Consider the following 22468-nt stretch of genomic DNA (forward strand, 5'->3'; position numbering starts at 1 on the left):
TTTCTGCTATTTCCATGGATTTGGTAAATGGAACTGGTGACTTGCTTCAAATAGATAGCCGATTTGAAGCAGCAAATCTTCTCTTCCTCTGGCGGACATAAATTGAATCCCGAGAGGCATGTTTTCTTTTGTCAAATGAGTAGGCAAGCTGATTGCTGGTTGTCCAGTCAGATTAGCCAATTGTGTATAAGGTGTGATCTTCAAGCTTTCCTCAAACATAGAAGAAACAACTTCTAAAGCTTGTACTTCAGAACAATCATGGATGTGTTCCATCTGTGCTCTTATCGTATCACTTTGCAAATCTTCGCTGATTTTAGGGGCAGTAAATGCAGTCGTTGGTGAAAGGAATAAATCATATTCTTGATGCAAGTGTTCCATGACAATTGCTGCTTCATCCCATACATGCAGAGAATCAATGTAAGTAGCGGCAGAAAGTTTCTGACCATATTGGAACAAAGTCCAAGAGATCGGCTCAAGTTCTTCTTTTCTGACAGTTCGCTGGATGCCTGCTTCAATCGAGTGGATCATTGCTGCTGTCTCTGCGCCATTCATCTGATAATAAGACCTAATCAGTTTACGACCATCTAGTGGGTAAGGAATCTCCGTCAAATCATGTCCTTCTTTTTCAAGGAAATCTACAGCTTTTTTTACAGCAAGTACTGCCTCTTCACTAATCTGTGAGTGGATCGGTGAATCAACACAAAAAGCTATCTTCAAATGTTTTTTTCTTGGATGTGTTTGCCACTCAACTGGCGATACTTGATATGGCGCACCGGAATGGATGCTTCTCATCCCATAAAATAAAGCCTCCGTGTCTCTCATAGAAACCGTCAAACCGAAATCAATAGCAGCTCCTTGCCATCCTCGCCAAGCATATGGACCAACTGGCATCGTCCCTCGCGAAGGTTTCAGCCCAATCAATCCGCAAAACGAAGCGGGTATTCTAATAGAACCACCACCGTCACTAGCGCCACCTAAAGGAACGATTCCCGCTGAAACTGCAGCAGCAGCGCCTCCACTTGATCCGCCAGGTGTACATTCAAGGTTCCAGGGGTTTCTTGCTGGGCCATAGATGACGGGGTCTGTAATATTTTTGAAACCAAACTCTGGCGCATTGGTTTGTCCAAAAGGAACTAGCCCTATCGCTTCTGCTTGCTGTACATAATTGGATGTATGAGAAGCTCGATGTGTTTCAAATAAACGAGATCCTGAAGTAGCTAGCCACCCCTTTTTTTCTTGACCGAGCATTTTTAAAGGGAATGGAATACCTGCCAATGGTCCTTTTTCTGACTGGGGAATCAATCGTTCAGTGGAACTATTCTCGAATGGTTCAAGTGCAACAAACGCATTCAATTCATGATTTTGTTTTTTTATTTTTTTCTGTACATCCTCAGCTAATTCTTGAAAACTAAATTCTTTTTCTTTAAGTCCTTTCGCTAATTCTGTTGCATCTTTCATAGTATCCTCCTTTTTGCCCCTGTTATTTTCCCACAAGTTCGTCTAACATACAATGAGTACGCTTGCACATGAATGAACAGACGAGTGTTTTTTATAAAAAAAGACGAAGATCAATCATGACCTTCGTCTTTTTGCTATGAAATGTTGCGTAATTTGCCTTTAAATTCGTCAATTGACGTATATCCTTTTTCTGACATAATCTGCGTTAATTCTTTTATGATTCTAGAAAAAATTTCCGGCCTTTCTTTATGAAGCTCGGTACCAATCTGTAACATGCTTGCGCCACATAGCAGATGTTCAAATGCATCTTGTCCTGTCCGAATCCCACCTGTACCAATGATTTGGATTTCTGGTTTCAAACGCGTATAAAAAGCGCGGACATTTGCTAAAGCAGTCGGCTTGATATACTCTCCCCCAATGCCGCCGAACCCTTCTTTTGGTTTGATGACCACTGCTTCTTTGTCTGTATCGATATACAACCCGTTACCCACACTGTTGATAGCATTGACATATGTCAACGGGAACTGATTCAAGATATCTGCCATCTGATCAAAATGAGCAAAATCAAAATAAGGAGGCAATTTGATCCCTAACGGCTTAGAAAAGATGCTGAATACTTCTTTCAATGTTTCATAAGTGGCCTCAAAATCGTAAGCTAGTTGTGGTTTACCAGGCACATTTGGACAAGATAAATTTAGTTCAGTAATCCCCTTGAATCCACTTTTTTCTATTTCCCCAAGCATTTCCAAGTTTTCTTGGACACTCATCCCGGCGATCGAAAAAAATAATGGTTGATTTGGTTTTTTCTGCGCTTTTTCATACGCAAGAGCATACTCTAGATAATAAGAAAAGCCTAAGTTTGGAAGCCCCATAGAATTGATACTGCCTAAAGGAACATCAAAATAACGTGGTTCGGGATTTCCTTTTCGTTCATTGATTGTACAGCTCTTAGTGATAAATGCTCCTGCTTCTGAATGAGCCAGCTCGTCTAATTCCTGGGTAGTCATGCAGTGTACACCAGATGCATTCATAAAAGGGTTAGCAAAGGTATGATTGGCAAAGGTCGTTTCTAAACTCAAGTAAATCGCTCCTTCAAACAAGTTATTTTATCTAGTGTATCATGACTAAAAGAAAAATCAACTCTTGTTTTTCAACGTATTTCTTAATCACCCTGTTCGGTTGATAGCACTTCCCCTGTTTCACTATTAATCTTGACTGATGTACTTTGATTACCATTTTTTACTTTGACTTCCCAATAAGTAGTACCTAGATCTTTATCCAGATCCCAATCTGTTGCTGTACCGCTTCCTACTTTATCGACAGCAATCTTTGCTGCTTCCTCAATTGTAATTAATTTATCAACAGCTAGACCATCTTCTTTTTTCTTTTGACCAGTTTGATCCTCTCGATCTAGCGTTTCTGGATTCTCTGTTTCCATTTTTTCATTCTGAGCATCAATTCTTGCTTCATATTCTTTTTGATCATCGACACCTTCTATCTTGTAGAAGTAAGATCCCCAATCACTATCTAGTTCCAAACTAGTAATAGCAGTATCTGGATACTTATCTTTAAACAATTCAATCGCACGAGCTGCAGACACTTTGATAGCTGACTGGCCCATTGCCTCGCTCGAATTCTTTGTTTGGCTAGACGAAGATGTACTTGCGTTTGTTGAGGATTCCGATACCTGAGAAGAGCGTTGTTCACTACTTGAAGATGTATTCCCAGATGTTCCTTGATTGGTGTTTGATTGACAAGCAGCTAAAAACAAAGCCGCAAATAAACTAGTATAAATAACAGTTTTCTTCATTGATTTTATCTCCTTTATTATAAAATAGTATTCTATACAAGTATAACGAAGAAAAAATTTTCTGTCATGTTTAAAAATTAAAGAACAACGTTATTATTATGAAAATAAAAAAGAAGCTAAGCTTTAGAGACAACCCTAGAAGTTAGACTAAAATCTCACTTCGGGAGCATCATAAAACTTAGCTTCCATTTATTAAATAATTAAATAGCTTTTAAACTGCCTTTTTATATCAATTATGCACGATGCATTGGGATATCATTATTTCCAGGTTGAACAAGCAAATATTGAATTACATCGATATTGCTTGACTCAAATGACGCTGCACAAGCTTGTAAATATAGATCCCACATTCGATAGAAGGAATCACCCATTTCTTTCGTGACTTGATCTTGGACTTGATGGAAATTTTTTGTCCAATGCTCTAATGTCAATTGATAGTCACGACGCAAACTTTCTAAATCGATCAATTGCAAATCGTTTTTTGTAATATTATCAACTAATTCAGTAACCCCAGGAACATAACCGCCAGGGAAAATATATTTATTGATCCAAGCATTTGTCGCACCGCCTTGTTGTCGACTGATTCCATGGATCAAAGCTGTTCCTTTTGGTTTCAATAAATCTTTTACGACTTTGAAATAACCTTCAAGATTTTCAGAACCTACATGTTCGAACATACCTACACTTGTGATATGATCAAACGTTTCGCCTTTTAGTTCACGGTAATCCATTAATAATACACGGCATTTATCTTCTAAATGTTCTTCTTTGATTTTTTTTGTGATCAAATCGTATTGTTCTTCACTTAGAGTAATCCCAGTTGCTTTGACGTTATATTCTTTGGCAGCAGTGAACATCAATGTTCCCCAGCCGCAACCGATATCAAGCAACGTTTCGCCTTCTTTGATAAAGAGTTTGTCTAAAATATGATGGACTTTATTGATTTGTGCTTGTTCCAACGTATCTTCAGGTGTGTTGAAATAGGCACAAGAATAAGTCAAAGTTGGGTCTAGCCAAAGTTTATAAAAGTCGTTACCTAAGTCATAATGCGCATGGATATCTTCTTTGTTTTTTTGTTTTGTATGTTTTTCTTTCTTTGGCAGCCATTTTAGATAATCTTTTCCTCGTAAAAAGCTGTTTGATTGCTGATAAGCATCGTTGATTAATGCTTGGATACTTCCCTCGATCTCGATTCGATGATCCATATAGGCTTCTCCTAGTGCCAAAGAAGCGTTGCTTGTAATCTCTTTCATTGGGATTTCTTCATGGATATTGATTTTGATTTGGGGAGGAGTGTCCGTATCTCCGTATTGTTTCGTTGTACCGTCCCAATAATTTACTTCGACAGGGAGCGAGAAAGAACGTGAAAATAATTGGTTGTATAAAGTTTTCTCTAACATGATTTTCCTCCTTAAAAAAACTACCCTATTACGTTAATACTAAAAAAGAAAAGAATCAACTAAGAAGTTTAATTTTTTCAGAAATTTTTCAAAAACTACTTTATTTTTCATTTTTTTCACATTCATTGTCGCACAAATCACTTAAACTTGTCATTCGACACGCTTATCTTTGAATTTTGTCTTAGCAAAAACCCATAAAAGCAGCAAGACAGTTATCATTGTTTGGACACTTAGCATCAAGATAAAGTCAAAGTGGATAAACCCTACAACTGCTGCTACCATGGATCCTATCCCCATCACATTCAGCATCAAATTTGCACTCTCTTTGAATGTATGAATGGATGAGAGTTGGCTTTTTCTTGTCATCCACAAGAAAAAGGAAGCACCGAATAAAATGAGACTCGTCATGATAAATAGGACAAGACCAAGACTTAAACTATAAGATAAAATGATTGTTGGACGATTACTGGCATAAAATTCTCTTTCTAAAAATCGTTGGAAATCTTCCGGCGTACGTACAGAATCCGGTTGGAAAGATGGACTATAATTCATCGTATAGCGGCGTATACCAGATTTATCCTTTTGTTGGATCACCCATTGTTCCTTCTCAAAATCAATAAAAGTTCCATGATCGGATTGTTGTTTCTCAGATAAAGACACACCTACCAAAATTTCAGGGGTCACAGCTATCGTTTGTTGCGATGATTGTAACCCAGTTTCAGATAATTCAAGTTCAGAAAATTTTTTGGTTCCTTGTTCATCGATCAACGAATGAACGGATAGAAATTGTTCTAATGGAATCCCTTGGATCTGATTGGCATAAAAAAGAGTCACAGGCATGACCATCAAGGAAACTAAAAATACAAATATCAAGAAAAATTTGGGCCATGATAATAGTTTGCGTCCCGCAAACACTTGAGTTGGCGTACGTAAAGTGGAAAAATAATTTAACGGAAATGTTTGCATGATCCTCTGCTCCTATCCTTTTGTCCCGCCAGATGTCAGGCCGGTTACAAAGTTCTTTTGTAAAAAGAAGAATAATAGACAAATCGGTAAAGCAATCAAAATTGCTCCAGCAGCAAAGAGGGAGACCCTTTGATTTGTCACGTCAGAAATAAATGTTTGCAGGCCGACAGCAACAGTCTGATTTTCAGGTGTTCGGAGCAGGAACTTCGCTAGCATGAAGTCGCCAAAAGGTCCCATGAATGCCCATAATGCTTGAACGGCGAGCATTGGTTTGACAAGAGGTAATACAATCTGGAAAAAAATCCTGAAATGCCCTGCCCCATCAAGTTTAGCAGATTCATCTAAATCTATTGGTACTGTGTCAAAGTATCCTTTCATCAGCCAAGTATTCATTGGAATCCCACCGCCTATATAAATCATCGTCAAGAACCAATACTTATCTAGTGCCTCTAATAAGAAAGCCATGACATAAAAGGCAGTCAATGCTGCCATAGTCGGTACCATCTGAATCACTAAAAAGAACATCAAACTTGATTTGCGGCCGATAAAACGATAACGGCTATACGTATAACCAGCTAAAGTTACTACAGTTACTTGTACGATCATCGTTAGGACAGAGATGATTAACGTATTTTTATACCACGTCCCGTAAAGTGTTTCACTGAACAGCCGCGTGAAATTCCCTAAAGTCCAGTCGCTTGAAAAATCCAAACTGAAAGCCGCAATGTTTCCTGACTTGAAGGCAGTACTTGCTGTGATCAAAAGTGGATAGATAATAATGACTGATAACAGTAAAAGAAAAAAGTAAGTAAAAAAGTGAGAAAGCCGTTTTTGGAATCGTGCACTCGAATGAAATTTTTTCATTGTTTAATCCCCCATATTGAACGCATTTGTCTTTTTGAACACTAGCAAAGATACGCAGATAACGATGATGGAGATAATCAACGTAATGGCTGAAGCCATAGAATACTGTGGAGAAGTTCCAGTCGTAAGTTTATAAATCCATGAAATCAGGATATCTGTAGAACCAGCTCCTCCACCCACGCTTCCGGGCCCTCCATTGTTAAATAGGTAGATCATAGAAAAATTATTGAAATTCCCAGTATATTGGGTAATAAACGTTGGTGCCGCAACTAGAAATACAGCTGGCAGTGTGATATTTGAGAAACGTTGCCAAGCATTTGCTCCATCGATTTTTGCTGCTTCATACAAATCTTCAGAAATCGACTGTAAAATCCCTGTAACCATTACATAGATATAGGGAAATCCTAACCATCCTTGAACTAAGATGATTGCCACTTTAGTCCAGTTCGGGTCCGTTTTCCAAGAGATTGCACTGATATCTACAAATGGAAGCTGGTTTATGAAAGGAATAACTTGAGTATTGATGGCACCTACGCTATCGTTGAATATATTCGAAAAACTCATGATAGTAATAAACGCTGGGACCGCCCACGGTAATAAGAAAATGATACCGAAAATACGTTTAAATTTAATAAATTTTTGGTGAGCAACAACCGCTGTGAGAATACCAAGGGTGATTTGTAAAGTTGTTGCACATAACGTCCAGATTACGGTCCATGAAAAGACTGCAAAAAAAGTATTGCGATATGAACTCAAGAAGAAGATGCTAAAAAAGTTTTTAGCCCCTACCCAATCAATCAAACTGGCTGGTGGAATATGATTAAAGTCATAATTGGTAAATGCAGTAAATAATGTGACTAAGACTGGGAAAATGATGGTAAAAATCATGAGAAGATACGCGGGAAGTGTCAATAGATAAGGAAAACCTTCATCACCTATATTATGTATGACTTCCTTCATCGTTCGATTGATTTTTTTCCCTTCTTTACGCATCCTTGCTACTCGATAGGCGTCTAGAAGATTCAAAGCGTAAAAAATCAAGAAAATGATTGTAATGATGAATTGCAAAGTGCCTTCAATCAAAATAAATAATGAATGATCTTCCATTGGTATACTTCCCAAAGTAACCAATCCTATCAATGCATGAAATCCGCCCAAGAACATCTGACCAATGAATAGGACGAATATTGCGAAAAAAACGATACCTTTAAAAGTTTGGCCATTTACAAACTGCCCCATACCCGGAATAAGTGAACAAAGCGTGATTTTTTTTTCGTTGATCTGGCTTGTTTTATCTTGCTGCATCTGAATGCCCCCTCTAAACTTGCTAAACCGCAAACTACTTTTAAGATAATGGCAACAAGAACAAGATAATTTTCCATCTCGCTCTTGCCACCTCTATCTGAAGCACCTGTTCCATTTTTTTATAAAAATGGACGGTTATCATTTTAATCAGTATTTTTGTTCTATGGCTTCACTGATTGTTTTCACTGCTTCATCTGCGGATTCTTTTGGTGTTTTTGAACCTGATGCTGCATCGAACATCAAGTTTTCTGCACCTGTCCAAACTTCACCCATTTCTGGGATGTTTGGCATTGCTTGAGCTGTTTCATATTGTTCGATCACAGCTGTTGTTAATTCATCGTTTTTAGCCTTGGCTGTTTCCCGAGCTTGTTGATTTGCAGGGATTTCATTTACCATTTCAAAGAATTTCTCTTGATTCTCCTGATTCGTTACATAATCGAGCCATTTTTGAGAGAGATCTTTATTTTTAGCATAATTGCTGACTACCCATCCTTTTCCTCCGCCAAATGGTTGATAAGGCTGTCCATTGTTTAGAGTAGGAATTTTTGCAACACCATAATTGATATTGTTTTCTTTGTATGTTTGCGCTTGCCATGGGCCGTCAATAATTGCTGCAGTTTTGTTGGACATGAATTGCTGGCTGGCGAAGTCTCCTGCACTTTTTATGTCTTGCATTCCCTTAGGCCAAACATTTTGGAACCAATCTGTTGCATAAGAAATTCCTTCTACAGCACCTGCATTATTCAAACCGATATCAGAAGGATCTGTACCATCATCACCGAATACATAGCCACCGTAACCTGCAATCAAACCATAGGAATAATAAAAGTCAGTCCATTTAGCTAAAAATCCTGTATTTTTTCCTGCTTCTGACTCAAAAGCAAAACGACTGTCTTTGGATAGATTTTCCAAATCTTTAAACGTCGCTGGTGCTGTATCGACTAAATCTTTGTTATAGTACAAAACAAGGGTCTCGATTACTGCAGGTTCTCCATAGATTTTTCCATCATAAGTCACTTGGGCTTTGTCTGTTTCATCGTAAGCTGATTCATTTCCCAGTTTTACTTCCGCCAGATGTCCTTGCTGTCCTAACGCACCGATCCGGTCATATGCTGCCATCATAACGTCAGGTCCCTTTCCAGCAGGCCCATCTAACGCTAATGATTCTAACTGATCGAACATGTCCTTTTCTACCAGCTTGATCTTCACATCGTTTTCTTTTTCGAATGTATCTTTTATTTCGTTTATATAATCTTTATATCCAGAATCAACGGAGACTGTTAACGTTTTCCCTTCTTCCGCTTCCCCTTCTGCTGAAGAATTACCATTGCCACAAGCCGCTAATCCGCCTAAGATTCCTAAAGAGACTAACCCTAAACCTAACTTTTTCGCGCTTCTTTTTTTCATCTTCATTTCCTCCTGTGTATTCAACGTGCTGTTACACCACTATTATAATGGGCACAAATCTTTATTTGCAAACGCTTTCTTTCTGTTACCGGTAACAGTTTTCAACACATAATCAAAAATCCGTATTGCTGTATCTCTGCTTTCCCATCTTCTAATAACTGACAATTTTGACTAAGAATAACCTCATTTTCCTGTTCTACTATCCAAGGTTCTGCTGACTGATTGAAGTAAATATGGATAATCTGCCCCTCTAGTTCACGTACAAAATAGAGCTTATCTTCACGATCATTTACTATTAACCATTGGGTAGCCCCTTCAGAAAGAATCTTAGACAACTGTTTCCTAAGAGAAACGAGTTCTTTTATAAAACCAAACAGTTCTAGATCTTGTTTTTCTTTTTCCCAGACCATACATTTTCGACAATCCGGGTCTTCTCCACCAGTCATCCCTACTTCTGTCCCATAATAGATACATGGAGATCCTTTTTGAAGAAACATAAAAGTCATCACAGATTTCATCAATTCCTTGTTCCCATTACAAAGAGTTAAGATCCTTGCAGTATCATGAGAATCTAATAAGTTAAATGTCCCTTCGTTCACCTGATCTCTGTAAAGCATTTGCTGATGATTCATTCCACTGACCATTTGCGAAGCTGTAATTTTCTTTTTTGCAAAATAATCTTTAATTGAATCTGTAAATGCGTAATTCATTACTGCGTGGAATTCATCCCCTTGCAGCCAGGCCTGTGAGGAATGCCAGATCTCTCCCAGGATATAGATATCAGGTTTGATGACTGTAACTTCTTCTCTAAATTTTTTCCAAAAATGATGATCCACTTCATTAGCAACATCTAGTCGCCATCCATCAATATCGAATTCTTTTATCCAATAGGTGGCAATATCTAATAAATATTTTTGAACCTCTGGATTTGCTGTATTTAGTTTGGGCATGAATGGAGTAAAAGCAAAAGTATCATATGGGATATTTTCAGCAGTTTCTGGCACATCAGTCATCTGATAGGAATCTACTGGGAAAAAGCGGATATGGAACCAGTCTTTATAGATTGATTTTTCTCCGTTTTCGAGTACATCTTGCCATTGGGGCGAATGGATTCCCATATGATTGAATACAGCATCAAACATGATACGTATCCCTCTTTTATGTGCTTCATCAATTAAATTTTTTAAAAGTTTTTTATCTCCAAACGCGGGATCGACTTCATAATAGTCGATCGTGTCGTACTTGTGATTGGATGTAGCTTTAAATATGGGACAAAAGTATATTCCGTTGATACCCAGGTCTGTCAAATAATCCAGATGATCCATCACACCTTGTAAATCCCCGCCAAAGAAATCTTCACGATCTGGATCTTTGCTTCCCCAAGCCAAAGTATGATCGGGATCATTTGCTTTATCCCCATTTGCAAATCTTTCAGGAAAAATTTGATACCATACTGTTTCTTTCACCCATTCTGGTACAACGAAGCGATCAATTTGATGGAAATAAGGCATTCGAAAATAAAAATTTGGTTCAACAATCACATTTTTTCGATAAGGAAAAACACCTTGATCACCATAGAAACAATCCGTGCTGTCTTCTCCAATAACATGGAACGCATATTGTAATCGTCTTGTTTCACTTGTCAATTCAACTTCCCAATAATCATGAACATTTGTACTTAAACACTTTTTAATTGGTCGTTCTTTTTGATACCATTTTTCAGTTGTTATGGTATACGGATCTCCGCTTAACACATATACTTTTTTGATATCATTCTTCCGAGTACGAAGCCGGATACGGAATTTTGTATTCGTATATAGAAATGCATATTCACTTTCCGGTCGATGATAAATTGCAGCTGTGTCCATTGATTTCCTCCTTGCGATTTAATATTACGTCCTCACTATAAGTGATAGAGATAGAAAAGACAACGTTTTCAAAAATGTTATCGGTAACAGTTTTTTTGGCACTTTTCTATTACTTTTTAAGCGAATTCAACAGATAGATTCAAAAACTTTTAAAAGTTTTTGAATCTATTTTCTACCTATTTCGAGTTCTATAATTATCTTAGTTTATCTGTTTCTCTGCTCTCTATATTCGATCTTCCTAATCGAAAAAGTTTTTTAAGAGTTTTTGTTTGATCGAGTGATTTCAGATAAGATGAGTTTCCTAAATTAGCCAAGCCTAATTTTTTTATTAAACGAAGTTAACTTATAGTGAAAAATAAGTTATAATAAGATAAGAATACTATTAATCAACTAAAGGAAGTGGATAAATGAAAGAAACAAGACAATATATATGGACATATGCCAAAATTATTTTTGCCCTCTTTATATTAGGAGTCGCTATAAATATGTTTTTAGGGCCTCATCATATCGCTGCTGGTGGTGTCAGCGGACTAGGAATATTACTGGAAGCTGCTTTCGGTTTTGACCGTGCTATAGTCATTTTAGTATTGAATATCGCTATGTTAGTGCTAGCTCTTCTGTTTTTAGGTAAAAAACCTTTTTTCAAAGTGCTTTTTGGAAGCTTAGTTTTTCCTTTGATCATCGCGGTAGTACCAGAGATGATGATTACTTCAGATCGGTTGTTATCTGTCATTTTTGGAAGTGCGATTTTTGCTTTAGGAGTGGCCATCTTATATAAAAATAACTCTTCCAGTGGTGGCACGACGATCCCTCCCCTCATTTTTAAAAAATATTTCCACTTGAACACTTCGATCGGCCTGTTTCTTACAGATGCTTTCGTCGTTTCTCTCAATCTGTTTGTTTTTGGAATAGAAGAATTTCTTTACGCTATCTTATCTATTGCAATCACTTCAATCGTCATGACCTATATCGAAACAGGGATCAATCGGAAGAAATCCGTCATGGTTATGAGCGAACATTCTTTGGAAGACATTCGCCTTCGCTTAAGTGCTGAAATCGGACGCGGGCTTACCTTGCTGGAGGCAAAAGGCGGCTATAACCGAAAGTCAAAAGAAGTGTTATTGATCGTTGTGACCGATCATGAATTCTCTCGAATGAAACCTCTGATAGAAGAAATTGATCCAAGCGCCTTTGTCATTGTCAACAGCGTAGCAGAAGTAATGGGACGCGGATTTACTTATCATCCAATCGAATGAGTTGGTAAGTAATCAACCCTATTATTTTGAATGCGTTTTCTTTAACTGGTATAATAATAGAAGAAATAAGTAAATGTTCGATTGAAAAAGAGAGGAGAATTTTATGCATAAAGGAACAGAAATCGATTTTGTATTAAATGATAGTTTGAAAGCTCTAAAACTTTATCAAACGATCTTTGATGAAATAGAACTGATTGAGGCAACAGAGTATCCTAGAGGCAATAATGAAGTCATTTTTTCCTTGTATGGCACGCGGTTCCATATGCTGGATGACAATCCGCCCATTGGTCTGACTGCCCCTACTGCTGAACATCCAAATACGATCTGGTTCAATATCATCGTCTCTGACATTAAGGACACACATAATAAAGCATTACGAAATGGCTGTGTAGAGATCCAAGAAATGACAGAAATGATGGACTTTGGTGTGACCAATTCGATGTTCAGGGATCCTTTTGGTTATTTATGGATGCTTCATCAGGTTCATCGTGAAGTAAGTTTTGAAGAAAGAAAACAACTTTTTGAAAAATATATGTAAAGTTTATGATGGGATTAGTTCTTGTCACTGATATTTTTTTGTAAATATTCTTATTAGAGGAAGCAAGTTTGTTCCATGTGCTTTCTCTTTTTTCTTGAATAATCAATTTCTTTGCTTTTTATAATTAAATTGTGTACAATCTAATTGCATCAAATATAATAAAAGGTGGTAATCTTATGAAAAAAATGTATTCTACAAAAATGATCAACACAGGCGGACGTTCTGGAGAAGTCCATAATCCTGATCACACATTCGAATTAAATATTGCAGCTCCTGGTAAACGTGTTGAAAACGCAACAAATCCTGAACAATTGTTTGCAGCTGGTTTCAGTGCCTGTTTCAACAGTGCATTGGAGTTGATTAAACAACAAAAAAATATTTCTGGCGCTTCTACTGTCAGCGCACAAGTTTCTCTTTATTCCGAAAGTGAAATGAGCTTTGTCTTAGGCGTAGAGATTGAAGGATCTATCGAAGGCCTTTCTCTAGAAGAAACCCAAGAATTATTAGAAGCTGCACATAAAGTGTGCCCTTATTCAAAAGCGACAGCTGGAAATATCGAAGTTACTCTGAAAGCTGTTAGTGAATAGACTTTTTTGTGTAAATCCGCTATGATACACTATAGTGAAACAGCGGAGGTGGAAAAATGGAAGATCTATATTTAGCTAATCAAGTATGTTTTCCTTTATATGCCGCCTCTAAGGAGATCATCAGGCACTACACTCCCCTTCTCAAACCGCTGGATCTTACCTATACCCAGTATCTTGTGATGCTAGTTTTATGGGAAAAGAAAAAGACTACAGTGAAAGAGCTAGGAAATGATTTGTGTCTGGATTCTGGTACGCTAACCCCCTTACTGAAGAAGTTAGCAGAAAAAAATTATATCAAGCGTCAGCGTGAAACGGATGACGAAAGAATCGTAAATGTTACGCTCACTTCTCAAGGAGTTGCGTTGCAAAAACAAGCAGAAGGTATTCCACAAAAGATCAAGTCTTATCTTCCGCTTGAACAGGAAGAATTGGATACACTGCAACATCTGACCCGAAAAATGATAGATAATTTTCATCAAGACCAGAAAAAGGGCTGAAACTGCTAGATGAACGATTTTATGAGGAAAACCAACTCATAAGATAACGTCATTTAGCGGTTTTTCTTTTTGCTCTTTCCCTTTCTTATTTTCGTATTCCATCATATAATGAATAACGTGTTTATTTTTGTTATTTGGAGGTTGTCAAATTGTCCGTTTATCAGCGTTTTTTGGCGAATGAAAAAATACGCCGCCTCACTGTTTTATTATCTGTCATTTTTGTACTTTTCTTAGTAAGAAGTATGATTACAACCATTTTACTCACATTTATCTTTACTTACTTGATGATCCACCTTGTTCAAATCATTCAGCGATTTGTCCGAATCCCTACAGGTATTTTAGCCATCATGATTTATACATTGATCGTTTATCTTATCTATCTGGCATTCACAAAGTATATCCCGATGCTTATTCATCAAACATTCGATATGATCCAATCTGTTATTGATTTTTACGAGCATCAACCAAAAGATGCAGATCCAGTTTTACAGTACATCCACAATTATATCGAGCGGAACGATTTCTTTGAACAGCTTCAAAATGGCGCGTCAATTGCGCTTGGCTATTTACAAGATATAGGAAAACTGGCAGTGGCGTTCGCTATGTCGTTCATCTTAAGTTTCTTTTTTATGATTGAAAAGCAAAAAACGATTTTTTTCTCACGGTTATTTCTAAAAAGTGAGTTTTCTTGGTTCTTTCAAGATCTATATTATTTCGCCGATAAGTTTGTCAATACATTTGGTTTAGTATTAGAAGCTCAATTTATTATTGCTCTTTTAAACACCCTGCTCACAACTATTGCCTTGGCCGCATTTGGCTTTCACCAACTGCTGAGCTTAGCAATTATGATATTCATTCTAAGTCTGATCCCAGTAGCAGGCGTTATTATTTCTTGTATTCCTCTATCTTTCATTGCTTATTCACAAGGAGGAATCAGAGATGTTGTTTACATCCTGATGACGATTTTGGTTGTACATCTGATCGAATCTTATGTACTGAACCCAAAATTAATGTCTAGCAAAACAGACTTGCCGATTTTTTATACATTCGTGGTCTTGCTTGTTAGTGAACGATTCTTTGGCGTTTGGGGATTGATTGTCGGCATTCCGATCTTCACCTTCTTTTTAGATGTGCTGAAAGTGAAAAAGATTCCGAATCATTCACCAAGAGAAACAGATCTCCTTTAAATTAAAAATGAAGAAAGATAAAAATTAGAACGACCCTAAATATCAGATTTAGAATCTGCTATTCAGGGTCGTTTTATTAATATTACTTTTTCGTTTGTAAAAATGTGTTCTCCGACATTCTTCAAATGTCAGTGTCATCTATTTTGTTTAAATCTTTTTACAGAAAACATCATTGTTATGCCTAATAGAATGATTCCGCTCCACAGTATGACTTTATTTTGTGCTTCTCCAGATTTTGGCAGCTGTTTATTTTTCGTATCAGGACTAGCAAGGATTGTATCTTTGCTACTTTTTAAAGTCTCAGCTGGGTGAGGGTTATCAAATCGTTGTGTTTGTGTATTCTGCTTCTCTTTATTTATTTGTTGAATGGTTGTATCTATTTTTTGACTCTCTTTCTTTTCATCCTTTTGGGTGCTTATCTCTTTTGCCGTTATATTTGTTTCAGGTGTTTTTTCTGGCATTTCTGGGGACACATCTGGCTTTTCTTCAGGAACCCTATTTGGTGGTTCTGGAGTCACATCTGGTTTCTCTGGATTCTCGGTTTCATTATCTGTGCCTGGTTTTTCTTCGGGAGTTGTTTCAGGTTTTGATTCATTGTCTGGCTCCGGCTTCATTTCTGTATCAGGCTCTTCACCAGATTCTATTTCCGGTTGCTGTTCTCCGTCTGGATTTTCTGTAGGCGGTATATCAGGCTTGTTTTCATTTTCTGGTTTATCCGTTGGTTCCCCAACAAGATCTCCTCCTCCTGAGTCGATTGCTGAATCTTGCTCAACTGTCTGCCGTTGACTATACGGCGTCAAATAATGAAGATCGTTCGGTAAGCCATCTGCTACTTTGACAGTAAACAGTGCTGGTTTTAGCAAGTCCTGATTTAATGTGACGGTGAAAGTAAATGTTGCTTGCTTGTGTTGGATAGACAAAGTATTCTCGTCGTAACTGATCAATAAAGCAGGGTCAACATTCTCAAATGTAACAGCTGATTGTCGTATCGGTGCTAAGTCTCCCGAATAATCAACTGTTGCTTTGATGGTCGCTGTTTGTCCTTTTTTCAATTTTGTGACACCTGAATTGAAGGAAGAAAATTCATCTTGGAAAGTAATTCGATTAACATTGGCCCATTTGGTTTCTGCCCAATTTGCTGTTCCTATCTCCTCTGTATGCACTGTCTGATTTATAGTAAGCGATAAGCTTAAGGCTGTAAATGTTGAGATTAAGATGGTTGGATATCTCATAACTCTCTCACTCCTTGATTTTTTTGTATGCAAGAAATAAGATAGTAGAGATTGTGCCTATATGTTTACTGTCTTTTTGTCTAGATTCATGAAAAAAACAGTAATATTTTCAAGTTTTAACAATTTAAGTAAAAAGGAGCGCCCTTCATGCAAACCCAAGAAGCGATAAAAACGTATCTTTTAAAGAAAAAAAGCAATACAAAATTAGATATTTTTCTTTTCCTGTCTGAACATCGTTTCTTTATTACTACACAATATTTAGCAGATCATTTCCATATGTCTGAATCAAATTTTCTATTATACATCAAAGAATTAGAACAAGATTTTGAGCGTCTAAATCTAACAGAATTGCATATTGATAAACAAAAACCTTTTTTGAAGTTGAATTTTGAAGGAATTGATCCGGCTTATTGCTACTATCGTCTATTTGGAAGGTACTGCAACGAATCGGTCAGTTATGAGATCTTGACTTCTTTGTTCAGTTGTCAGACAAATTCGATTATCAGTTTAAGTCAGCAAACGAACTATAGTGCCTCTTATCTGTATACGAAAATGAAAAAAATCAATGCATTTTTAGCATTGTATGGTTTGTCTGTCTCCTTTTCTAATAATGGAAGAAAGTCCTTTTCTGGAAAAGAAGTACAAATCCAATATGCAGCATTAGATATTTATTGGAATATCTTTTCAAGTACTGCTACAGATTTTTATGATGAAGAACCACAGGTAGTTGCTTTTATGATGAATACTTTTTTTAAAAAAGAGGTACTTGACCGACTGAATAGCGGTATGATGGATAAATTATATTTGCTGTTGAAAATATGTAAAGAGAATTTTCCGGCTACTTCTGTGAAAGGTGTGCAAAGAGAGTTTGAGGAGTATGAATATATTGACTTTTTTATTGATCCCTCTGTCGATATTTTGCGTCCCAATCTGCCAATTTGTCGCGAACAACGCATCCTAGTGAATATTTTAGCTCGGCTCTCTATCACGAAAATCGAATCAGAAAAAACAAGTTTGGAGCAATACGAACTTTTAAGAAAAGCAAATGTTCCTCATGTTCTTTATTCAAGAAAAATGGTGGAATCCTTTTGTACTGTATTTGATTTGTTTATGCCTGAAAAAGAAAAGATTCTTTACTCGTTGGCGTTCGCACGAAATAAACTTTATAATGGATTTCTTAACTTCAATCAACCAAATACGCCCCTTCCTACTTTTATGCTTTATCAAGAGCATAACGTATTGAAAGAAATCCAAACAGCTATTGAACGATTTTACATGGATTTCAGAGAACAAAATCAACATATGCTGCCAGATATTTTAGAAAAAGAAAATGTGCTATGGATGGTCGAAGATCTAGTACATTTATATGATCGTTACAAAAAACAACCGCTGATCGTGATTGGTGTGAACTATACGCGTGATTTTTATATCAGTAAAGATTTGATTGTTAAGATAGAACAAATTTTTTCAAATGAATCGATCAAAATACAAAACGATTTTATGGAGAACTGTAACATCGTTATCAGTGACTGCCCTTTGAAACAGTTGCCTTCCCACATCAAAAAATATATATTTTAAAGGGAATCATCACACCAGAAGATTGGAAAAAAGTGATTATGAGGATTTCAGAATATATTTTTGAATTAAAAGAAGAGGCTCTTATGAACCAATCGGAAAAAGAAAATCAAGATAACCTCTAGTTCCTAGACCAAAGAAGTGACATAAATCCGTATACTGTTGAAAAGCATACGGATTTATGTCACAAAAATTTGAATATCTTTTTCTTTTACATAATAAAATTATAAATTATTTACTGGTTTTCTTTACGTTCGTTTCCTTTTTCAATTGCTTCCCATAATCCATTTAGATATACCGCACCTAATGCTCGATCATATAAGCCATATCCTGGTCTTCCTGTCTCATTCCAAATCATTCTGCCATGATCAGGGCGGATGTATCCGTCAAATCCGTTGTCATACATTGTTTTTAGTATACGGTACATGTCTAATGAACCGTATTCTGATTTATGCGGTGCCTCATAGAAATCTCGATTATCTAAAAACTTGATATTTCGAACGTGAGCAAATGGGATCCGGTCTCTTTGGCAAAATTCTGCTAAAATTTCATACACATCATTTTCTGGATCTTCTGCAATACTTCCTGTACAAAGAGTGATTCCGTTAGAAGGACTGTCTACTACTCGGCACAACCAATCTAGGTCTTCTCGATTCTTTACGATTCGAGGTAATCCAAAAATCGAGTACGGCGGGTCATCTGGGTGTACAGCCATTTTGACCCCTACCTCTTCACATGTCGGGATGATTGATTGAAGAAAATAAGCAAAATTTTCTCGAAGTTTTTCTTCGTCTATTGATGCATACGCTTCAAGCAAAGATTTGATATGAGCTAAGCGTTCAGGTTCCCACCCCGGCAACTCGAATTCATTGCTGGACTGTTCGATGCGTTCGACGATTTCTTTTGGATCAGCTGGAATATCAGCGGATATAAAAGCTAACGTAGATGAGCCATCTTCTAAGCGGTAATCAAGATCAGATTTGACCCAATCAAATACAGGCATAAAATTATAGCAGATGACTTCTATTCCATATTCTGCCAAGTTTCGAATCGTCTGCTTATAGTTTTCGATATACTGCTCACGGGATGGTAAACCAATTTTAATGGCATCATGCACATTGACGCTTTCGATAACCTTTAGTGTCAATCCACGAGACTCAATTTCTTCTTTTAATTCTTTGATCCGTTCCCTAGGCCACACTTCTCCTACTGGTATATCCATCAATGTGCCTACAATACCTTTGACTGCAGGTATTTGTCTGATTTCATCTAAAGCAATCTTTTCCTCTTGTGAACCCTACCATCTAAAAGTCATTTCCATTATAAAGTTCCTCCATGTTCTTGTAAGTAATTCTGTAATGTTTTTCGTACGGCATTGGGTCCTGCCAACATTTTGATGAACATTCCTTCTATTTTTCTGCCAATCTCAGCTTGATAAAGATCTACACCAAAAATTTCTTTATTTGACAAAATAGGAACAATTTTCTCTTGGATATGTGAGGTATCTTGCGTACCCAATTGAATATCAGAAAGCCTGTGCTGAAGTTCCACCAGCAAAGGATCTGGACTCGGTGTGAATGGTTTTCCTTGATCATCAAGGCCAATAAGGTATCGAAGCCAAGCAGCGAGAATCAATGGGATGAACACAAGAGTCTGCGGGTCCTTATTTTCTATTTCCATATATTTTTTAATCGTCTCACCGTAACGAATCGCCACCTTTTGAGAGGTATCCGTGGCGATTCGCTGAGGCATGTCAGGAATATTTGGATTAGAAAATCGCACAGTGACTACTTCTTCAAGAAAGGTCTTTGGATCAATGATTCCAGGCGATTCTACGACTGGAGGACCTTCATTGTACCCGATTTCAGAAACTAACAGTGACAAATCTGGATCTTTCATCTCTTCAGCTATACTCCTATAACCCAGTAAACAACCCATAATAGCTAAAGCCGTATGCAAAGGATTAAGACAAGTCGTCACTTTCATCGTATCTGCTTTATCTACCGTTGCACGATCAGTCAAGAACACTCCAGCTTTTTCGAATCTCGGACGTCCGTTTGGAAAATGATCTTCCATGATTAAATAATGGATATCTTCTGTATTGACGAATGGCGCAATATTGGTTCCCTTTGCGGTTTGCAAGATCGACATATTTAAAAAGCCTTCTTCTGCCAACATTCTGCTAACTGATATGGAAGGATTCGGAGTGATACGATCAATCATTGTCCATGGAAACGCAACGATTTCTTCATTCGATAAGTATTGGATAAATGTTTCTGGTACATAACCTTCCTTTTGCCATTCTTTTGCGATCGCTAGCAACGAAGTACGTAATTGACTGCCGTTTTGTGAAAAATTATCTGTAGAGACAAGTGCAATCGGCCAAGCTCCCGATAAAAACCGTCTATAAAGTAGTGCAGCAAGAATACTCATCGTATGTGATGGCTTTTTCGGACCATTTTTTATATCAACTGCAATCGGTCCTATATATTTATTACTTGTATCTTTCAATCGATAACCTTTTTCAGTAATAGCAAAAGTAACTAATTGTAAACTCGGATTTTCAAAGTGACCAATCATCTTAGCAAAGTGTTCCGAACAATCTGGATGACAATACAGACTGTCAGCTGTCGCAGCTAATACACGTTTGATAAATTTTCCACTGCTTGGCATGACCACTTCAAGAACCAAATCATCAAAAACTAGGTAAGCCTTTTCAATTATTTCTTCATCGAATGTTTCACAAACAATGACACCAGTGGGCAATTCGCCTTGATCCGCTAAACATTGAGCGATTTCTGCATGAAATCCTCGATAAAGATTTCCGCCACCAAAATGGATCCAGACAGGATTTCTTTGTCCAGTTTCTCTTAATGATGCACGGTCAAAATGAGGTATTTCTACTTCTTTTTGAGATAATTCAGGAATAAAGTTCTCCCAGTTGTTTAAATCAATCATTTTTCCCCTCCCAAACTAACATATCAGTTTTTGTCTTCAAATGAATTTTATGCAATAAAAACCGCTATGTCAATCAAAATTTTACTATTTGTACAAATCTACGAGTTAAAGTGACATATCAGATTGTTTTTCAGATCTCTTCTGTTATACTACGTTCATAGAAATGATTTTGGAGGTATAAAAATGAAAAGTAGCTTGCAATCTCAAGCTTACCAAGCGATTCGTAAACAAATCATCTATGCGGACCTAGAACCTGGAAGAAAAATATCTGAAAAAGCGCTGGAGGAACATCTTTCTATCGGCCGGACCCCCATTCGCGAAGCATTGATTCAACTACGTCAGCAAGAACTCGTGTACACAGTTCCTCAAAGTGGTACGTATGTTTCAAGAATCAATCTCTATTCTGCAGAAAATGCTCGATTTGTTCGAGAACAATTAGAACAGCAAATCATGATTGAATGCTGTTCTAAATTGGACCATCAAACACGAATAGTGTTAGAAACGATTTTAAAAGAACAAGAAAAAGCAGCCCAAATAAAGGATGAACGTGCGTTTTTTCGTGCAGATAATTTATTTCATGAAGCTTGTTTCGAAATTGCCGGCAGAAAAGAAGTTTGGAACTGGTTAGATGACCACAATACCCATTTAGAACGTTTTCGTTGGTTAAGAGTGACCATACAAGGGCTTCCATGGGAAACGATCATGGAACAACATGAAGATTTATTCAGAGCATTAGTCGATAAAAAACCAGAAGAAGCTCGTTTTCAAACGGGATTGCACTTGCACATGATGCTGAAAGAACAAGAAACTGTCACTCAACGTTATCCTGAGTATTTCAAGTAGTTGTATTTTCTTATGCCTCTTCCATTTTATAATTAACCAGCGTTTTTGAGTAATCTTTATTAAATAACAAAATATTCATTGACTTTCTAACTCCAACTAAATTACAATCATTATAAATAAATAATTATTATTGGAGGTTTTACTATGTCATTGATTGGGAAAAAAATCGAAGAATTTAACGTTCAAGCTTATCATCAAGGAGAATTTTTAGAAATTAGCGAGAAAGACCTTATGGGGAATTGGAGCATCCTATGTTTCTACCCAGCAGATTTCACTTTTGTTTGCCCCACTGAACTAGAAGACTTACAAGAACAATACAGCACCTTGAAATCTTTGGGTGTTGAAGTCTTTTCTTGCTCTACAGATACCCATTTTACTCACAAAGCATGGCATGATACATCAGATGCTATCGGTAAAATCGAATACACGATGATTGGCGATCCTTCGCATCGGATTTCTCGTATTTTTGATGTGTTGGATGAAGAACAAGGATTAGCTCAACGAGGAACATTTATTATTGATCCAGACGGCATCGTTCAAGCTATGGAAATCAATGCAGATGGAATTGGCCGTGATGCTAGTGCACTGATTGATAAGATACGGGCTGCTCAATATGTACGTACCCACCCAGGTGAAGTTTGTCCGGCAAAATGGAAAGAAAGTGGCGAAACATTGAAACCAAGTTTTGATCTTGTTGGAAAAATTTAGGTGGTCGAC

At 37.1% G+C, this 22468-nt stretch carries 19 protein-coding genes and 1 pseudogene; 8 read left to right on the top strand and 12 right to left on the bottom strand.

What is annotated here, in order from left to right; translation table 11 throughout:
- Nucleotides 1-6: 6 nt before the first annotated feature.
- From KFO35_RS03940 to KFO35_RS03980, 9 genes are all read right to left on the bottom strand, one after another.
- A complete protein-coding gene (locus KFO35_RS03940; protein ID WP_156271875.1) occupies nt 7-1458 on the bottom strand; it encodes an amidase in 1452 nt (483 codons plus the stop codon).
- A gap of 134 nt (nt 1459-1592) precedes the next feature.
- Nucleotides 1593-2537, bottom strand: coding sequence for a dihydroorotate oxidase (locus tag KFO35_RS03945; protein ID WP_002314991.1), 945 nt, complete (start codon nt 2535-2537; stop codon nt 1593-1595).
- A gap of 83 nt (nt 2538-2620) precedes the next feature.
- On the bottom strand, nt 2621-3268 hold the full coding sequence (locus KFO35_RS03950) for a PepSY domain-containing protein (RefSeq protein WP_156271877.1): 648 nt from the start codon (nt 3266-3268) through the stop codon (nt 2621-2623).
- A gap of 233 nt (nt 3269-3501) precedes the next feature.
- Nucleotides 3502-4668, bottom strand: coding sequence for a class I SAM-dependent methyltransferase (locus KFO35_RS03955; RefSeq protein WP_002314989.1), 1167 nt, complete (start codon nt 4666-4668; stop codon nt 3502-3504).
- Nucleotides 4669-4818: 150 nt separating this feature from the next.
- Nucleotides 4819-5634, bottom strand: a complete 816-nt coding sequence (locus KFO35_RS03960) for a maltodextrose utilization protein MalA (RefSeq protein WP_002309215.1) — start codon at nt 5632-5634, stop codon at nt 4819-4821.
- A gap of 12 nt (nt 5635-5646) precedes the next feature.
- A complete protein-coding gene (locus KFO35_RS03965; RefSeq protein WP_002290731.1) occupies nt 5647-6498 on the bottom strand; it encodes a sugar ABC transporter permease in 852 nt (283 codons plus the stop codon).
- Between the two features lie 3 nt (nt 6499-6501).
- On the bottom strand, nt 6502-7803 hold the full coding sequence (locus KFO35_RS03970) for a carbohydrate ABC transporter permease (protein WP_002290728.1): 1302 nt from the start codon (nt 7801-7803) through the stop codon (nt 6502-6504).
- A 147-nt stretch (nt 7804-7950) separates the two neighbouring features.
- Nucleotides 7951-9210, bottom strand: a complete 1260-nt coding sequence (locus KFO35_RS03975; RefSeq protein ID WP_002306680.1) for an extracellular solute-binding protein — start codon at nt 9208-9210, stop codon at nt 7951-7953.
- 101 nt (nt 9211-9311) lie between these two features.
- Entirely contained in the window at nt 9312-11078 is a 1767-nt protein-coding gene (locus tag KFO35_RS03980; protein WP_002314987.1) for a glycoside hydrolase family 13 protein, read from the bottom strand.
- Nucleotides 11079-11485: 407 nt separating this feature from the next.
- On the opposite strand from KFO35_RS03980, the gene KFO35_RS03985 reads away from it, so the two are divergent.
- The 5 genes from KFO35_RS03985 (at nt 11486) to KFO35_RS04005 (ending at nt 15143) form a co-directional block, all read left to right on the top strand.
- Nucleotides 11486-12334, top strand: a complete 849-nt coding sequence (locus tag KFO35_RS03985) for a YitT family protein (RefSeq protein WP_002314986.1) — start codon at nt 11486-11488, stop codon at nt 12332-12334.
- 103 nt (nt 12335-12437) lie between these two features.
- The gene (locus KFO35_RS03990) at nt 12438-12872 is read left to right on the top strand and encodes a VOC family protein (protein ID WP_002314985.1); all 435 of its coding nucleotides are present in this window, start codon (nt 12438-12440) and stop codon (nt 12870-12872) included.
- 176 nt (nt 12873-13048) lie between these two features.
- Nucleotides 13049-13459, top strand: a complete 411-nt coding sequence (locus tag KFO35_RS03995; protein ID WP_002290719.1) for an organic hydroperoxide resistance protein — start codon at nt 13049-13051, stop codon at nt 13457-13459.
- Nucleotides 13460-13515: 56 nt separating this feature from the next.
- Complete coding sequence (locus KFO35_RS04000; protein ID WP_156271879.1) at nt 13516-13956, top strand: MarR family winged helix-turn-helix transcriptional regulator; 441 nt, start codon at nt 13516-13518, stop codon at nt 13954-13956.
- A gap of 149 nt (nt 13957-14105) precedes the next feature.
- Nucleotides 14106-15143, top strand: a complete 1038-nt coding sequence (locus tag KFO35_RS04005; protein ID WP_002319949.1) for an AI-2E family transporter — start codon at nt 14106-14108, stop codon at nt 15141-15143.
- A gap of 134 nt (nt 15144-15277) precedes the next feature.
- On the opposite strand, the gene KFO35_RS04010 is transcribed toward KFO35_RS04005, so the two are convergent.
- Nucleotides 15278-16375 carry an LPXTG cell wall anchor domain-containing protein gene (locus KFO35_RS04010; protein ID WP_002319950.1) on the bottom strand — a complete coding sequence of 366 codons (1098 nt, stop codon included), beginning with the start codon at nt 16373-16375 and terminating at the stop codon, nt 15278-15280.
- Between the two features lie 147 nt (nt 16376-16522).
- Here KFO35_RS04010 and KFO35_RS04015 point away from each other — a divergent pair.
- A pseudogene (locus tag KFO35_RS04015) lies at nt 16523-18075 on the top strand (helix-turn-helix domain-containing protein).
- Between the two features lie 110 nt (nt 18076-18185).
- Here the strand turns inward: KFO35_RS04015 and uxuA are convergent.
- Together uxuA and KFO35_RS04025 are read right to left on the bottom strand one after the other, a co-directional pair.
- Nucleotides 18186-19229: a mannonate dehydratase gene (gene uxuA, locus KFO35_RS04020; RefSeq protein WP_231401909.1), complete on the bottom strand. Its 1044-nt coding sequence runs from the start codon at nt 19227-19229 to the stop codon at nt 18186-18188.
- Between the two features lie 41 nt (nt 19230-19270).
- Nucleotides 19271-20908: a mannitol dehydrogenase family protein gene (locus KFO35_RS04025; RefSeq protein WP_156271881.1), complete on the bottom strand. Its 1638-nt coding sequence runs from the start codon at nt 20906-20908 to the stop codon at nt 19271-19273.
- A 183-nt stretch (nt 20909-21091) separates the two neighbouring features.
- Between KFO35_RS04025 and KFO35_RS04030 the strand changes: the two genes are divergently transcribed.
- Complete coding sequence (locus KFO35_RS04030) at nt 21092-21751, top strand: GntR family transcriptional regulator (RefSeq protein ID WP_002316279.1); 660 nt, start codon at nt 21092-21094, stop codon at nt 21749-21751.
- A 144-nt stretch (nt 21752-21895) separates the two neighbouring features.
- Complete coding sequence (ahpC, locus tag KFO35_RS04035; protein ID WP_002314981.1) at nt 21896-22459, top strand: alkyl hydroperoxide reductase subunit C; 564 nt, start codon at nt 21896-21898, stop codon at nt 22457-22459.
- Nucleotides 22460-22468 lie beyond the last annotated feature (9 nt).

It is taken from the genome of Enterococcus lactis (assembly GCF_015751045.1).
GTDB classification, from domain to species: Bacteria; Bacillota; Bacilli; order Lactobacillales; family Enterococcaceae; genus Enterococcus_B; species Enterococcus_B lactis.

Bases quoted from the DNA above. Each gene is read 5' to 3' on its own strand.
- KFO35_RS03995 (WP_002290719.1), top strand. From the start codon at position 13,049: ATGAAAAAAATGTATTCTACAAAAATGATCAACACAGGCGGACGTTCT.
- KFO35_RS03990 (WP_002314985.1), top strand. From the start codon at position 12,438: ATGCATAAAGGAACAGAAATCGATTTTGTATTAAATGATAGTTTGAAA.
- KFO35_RS03970 (WP_002290728.1), bottom strand. From the start codon at position 7,803: ATGCAGCAAGATAAAACAAGCCAGATCAACGAAAAAAAAATCACGCTT.
- KFO35_RS03960 (WP_002309215.1), bottom strand. From the start codon at position 5,634: ATGCAAACATTTCCGTTAAATTATTTTTCCACTTTACGTACGCCAACT.
- ahpC (WP_002314981.1), top strand. From the start codon at position 21,896: ATGTCATTGATTGGGAAAAAAATCGAAGAATTTAACGTTCAAGCTTAT.
- KFO35_RS04000 (WP_156271879.1), top strand. From the start codon at position 13,516: ATGGAAGATCTATATTTAGCTAATCAAGTATGTTTTCCTTTATATGCC.
- KFO35_RS04010 (WP_002319950.1), bottom strand. From the start codon at position 16,375: ATGAGATATCCAACCATCTTAATCTCAACATTTACAGCCTTAAGCTTA.
- KFO35_RS03940 (WP_156271875.1), bottom strand. From the start codon at position 1,458: ATGAAAGATGCAACAGAATTAGCGAAAGGACTTAAAGAAAAAGAATTT.
- KFO35_RS03955 (WP_002314989.1), bottom strand. From the start codon at position 4,668: ATGTTAGAGAAAACTTTATACAACCAATTATTTTCACGTTCTTTCTCG.
- KFO35_RS03985 (WP_002314986.1), top strand. From the start codon at position 11,486: ATGAAAGAAACAAGACAATATATATGGACATATGCCAAAATTATTTTT.
- KFO35_RS04025 (WP_156271881.1), bottom strand. From the start codon at position 20,908: ATGATTGATTTAAACAACTGGGAGAACTTTATTCCTGAATTATCTCAA.
- KFO35_RS03950 (WP_156271877.1), bottom strand. From the start codon at position 3,268: ATGAAGAAAACTGTTATTTATACTAGTTTATTTGCGGCTTTGTTTTTA.
- KFO35_RS03975 (WP_002306680.1), bottom strand. From the start codon at position 9,210: ATGAAAAAAAGAAGCGCGAAAAAGTTAGGTTTAGGGTTAGTCTCTTTA.
- KFO35_RS04030 (WP_002316279.1), top strand. From the start codon at position 21,092: ATGAAAAGTAGCTTGCAATCTCAAGCTTACCAAGCGATTCGTAAACAA.
- KFO35_RS03980 (WP_002314987.1), bottom strand. From the start codon at position 11,078: ATGGACACAGCTGCAATTTATCATCGACCGGAAAGTGAATATGCATTT.
- KFO35_RS03965 (WP_002290731.1), bottom strand. From the start codon at position 6,498: ATGAAAAAATTTCATTCGAGTGCACGATTCCAAAAACGGCTTTCTCAC.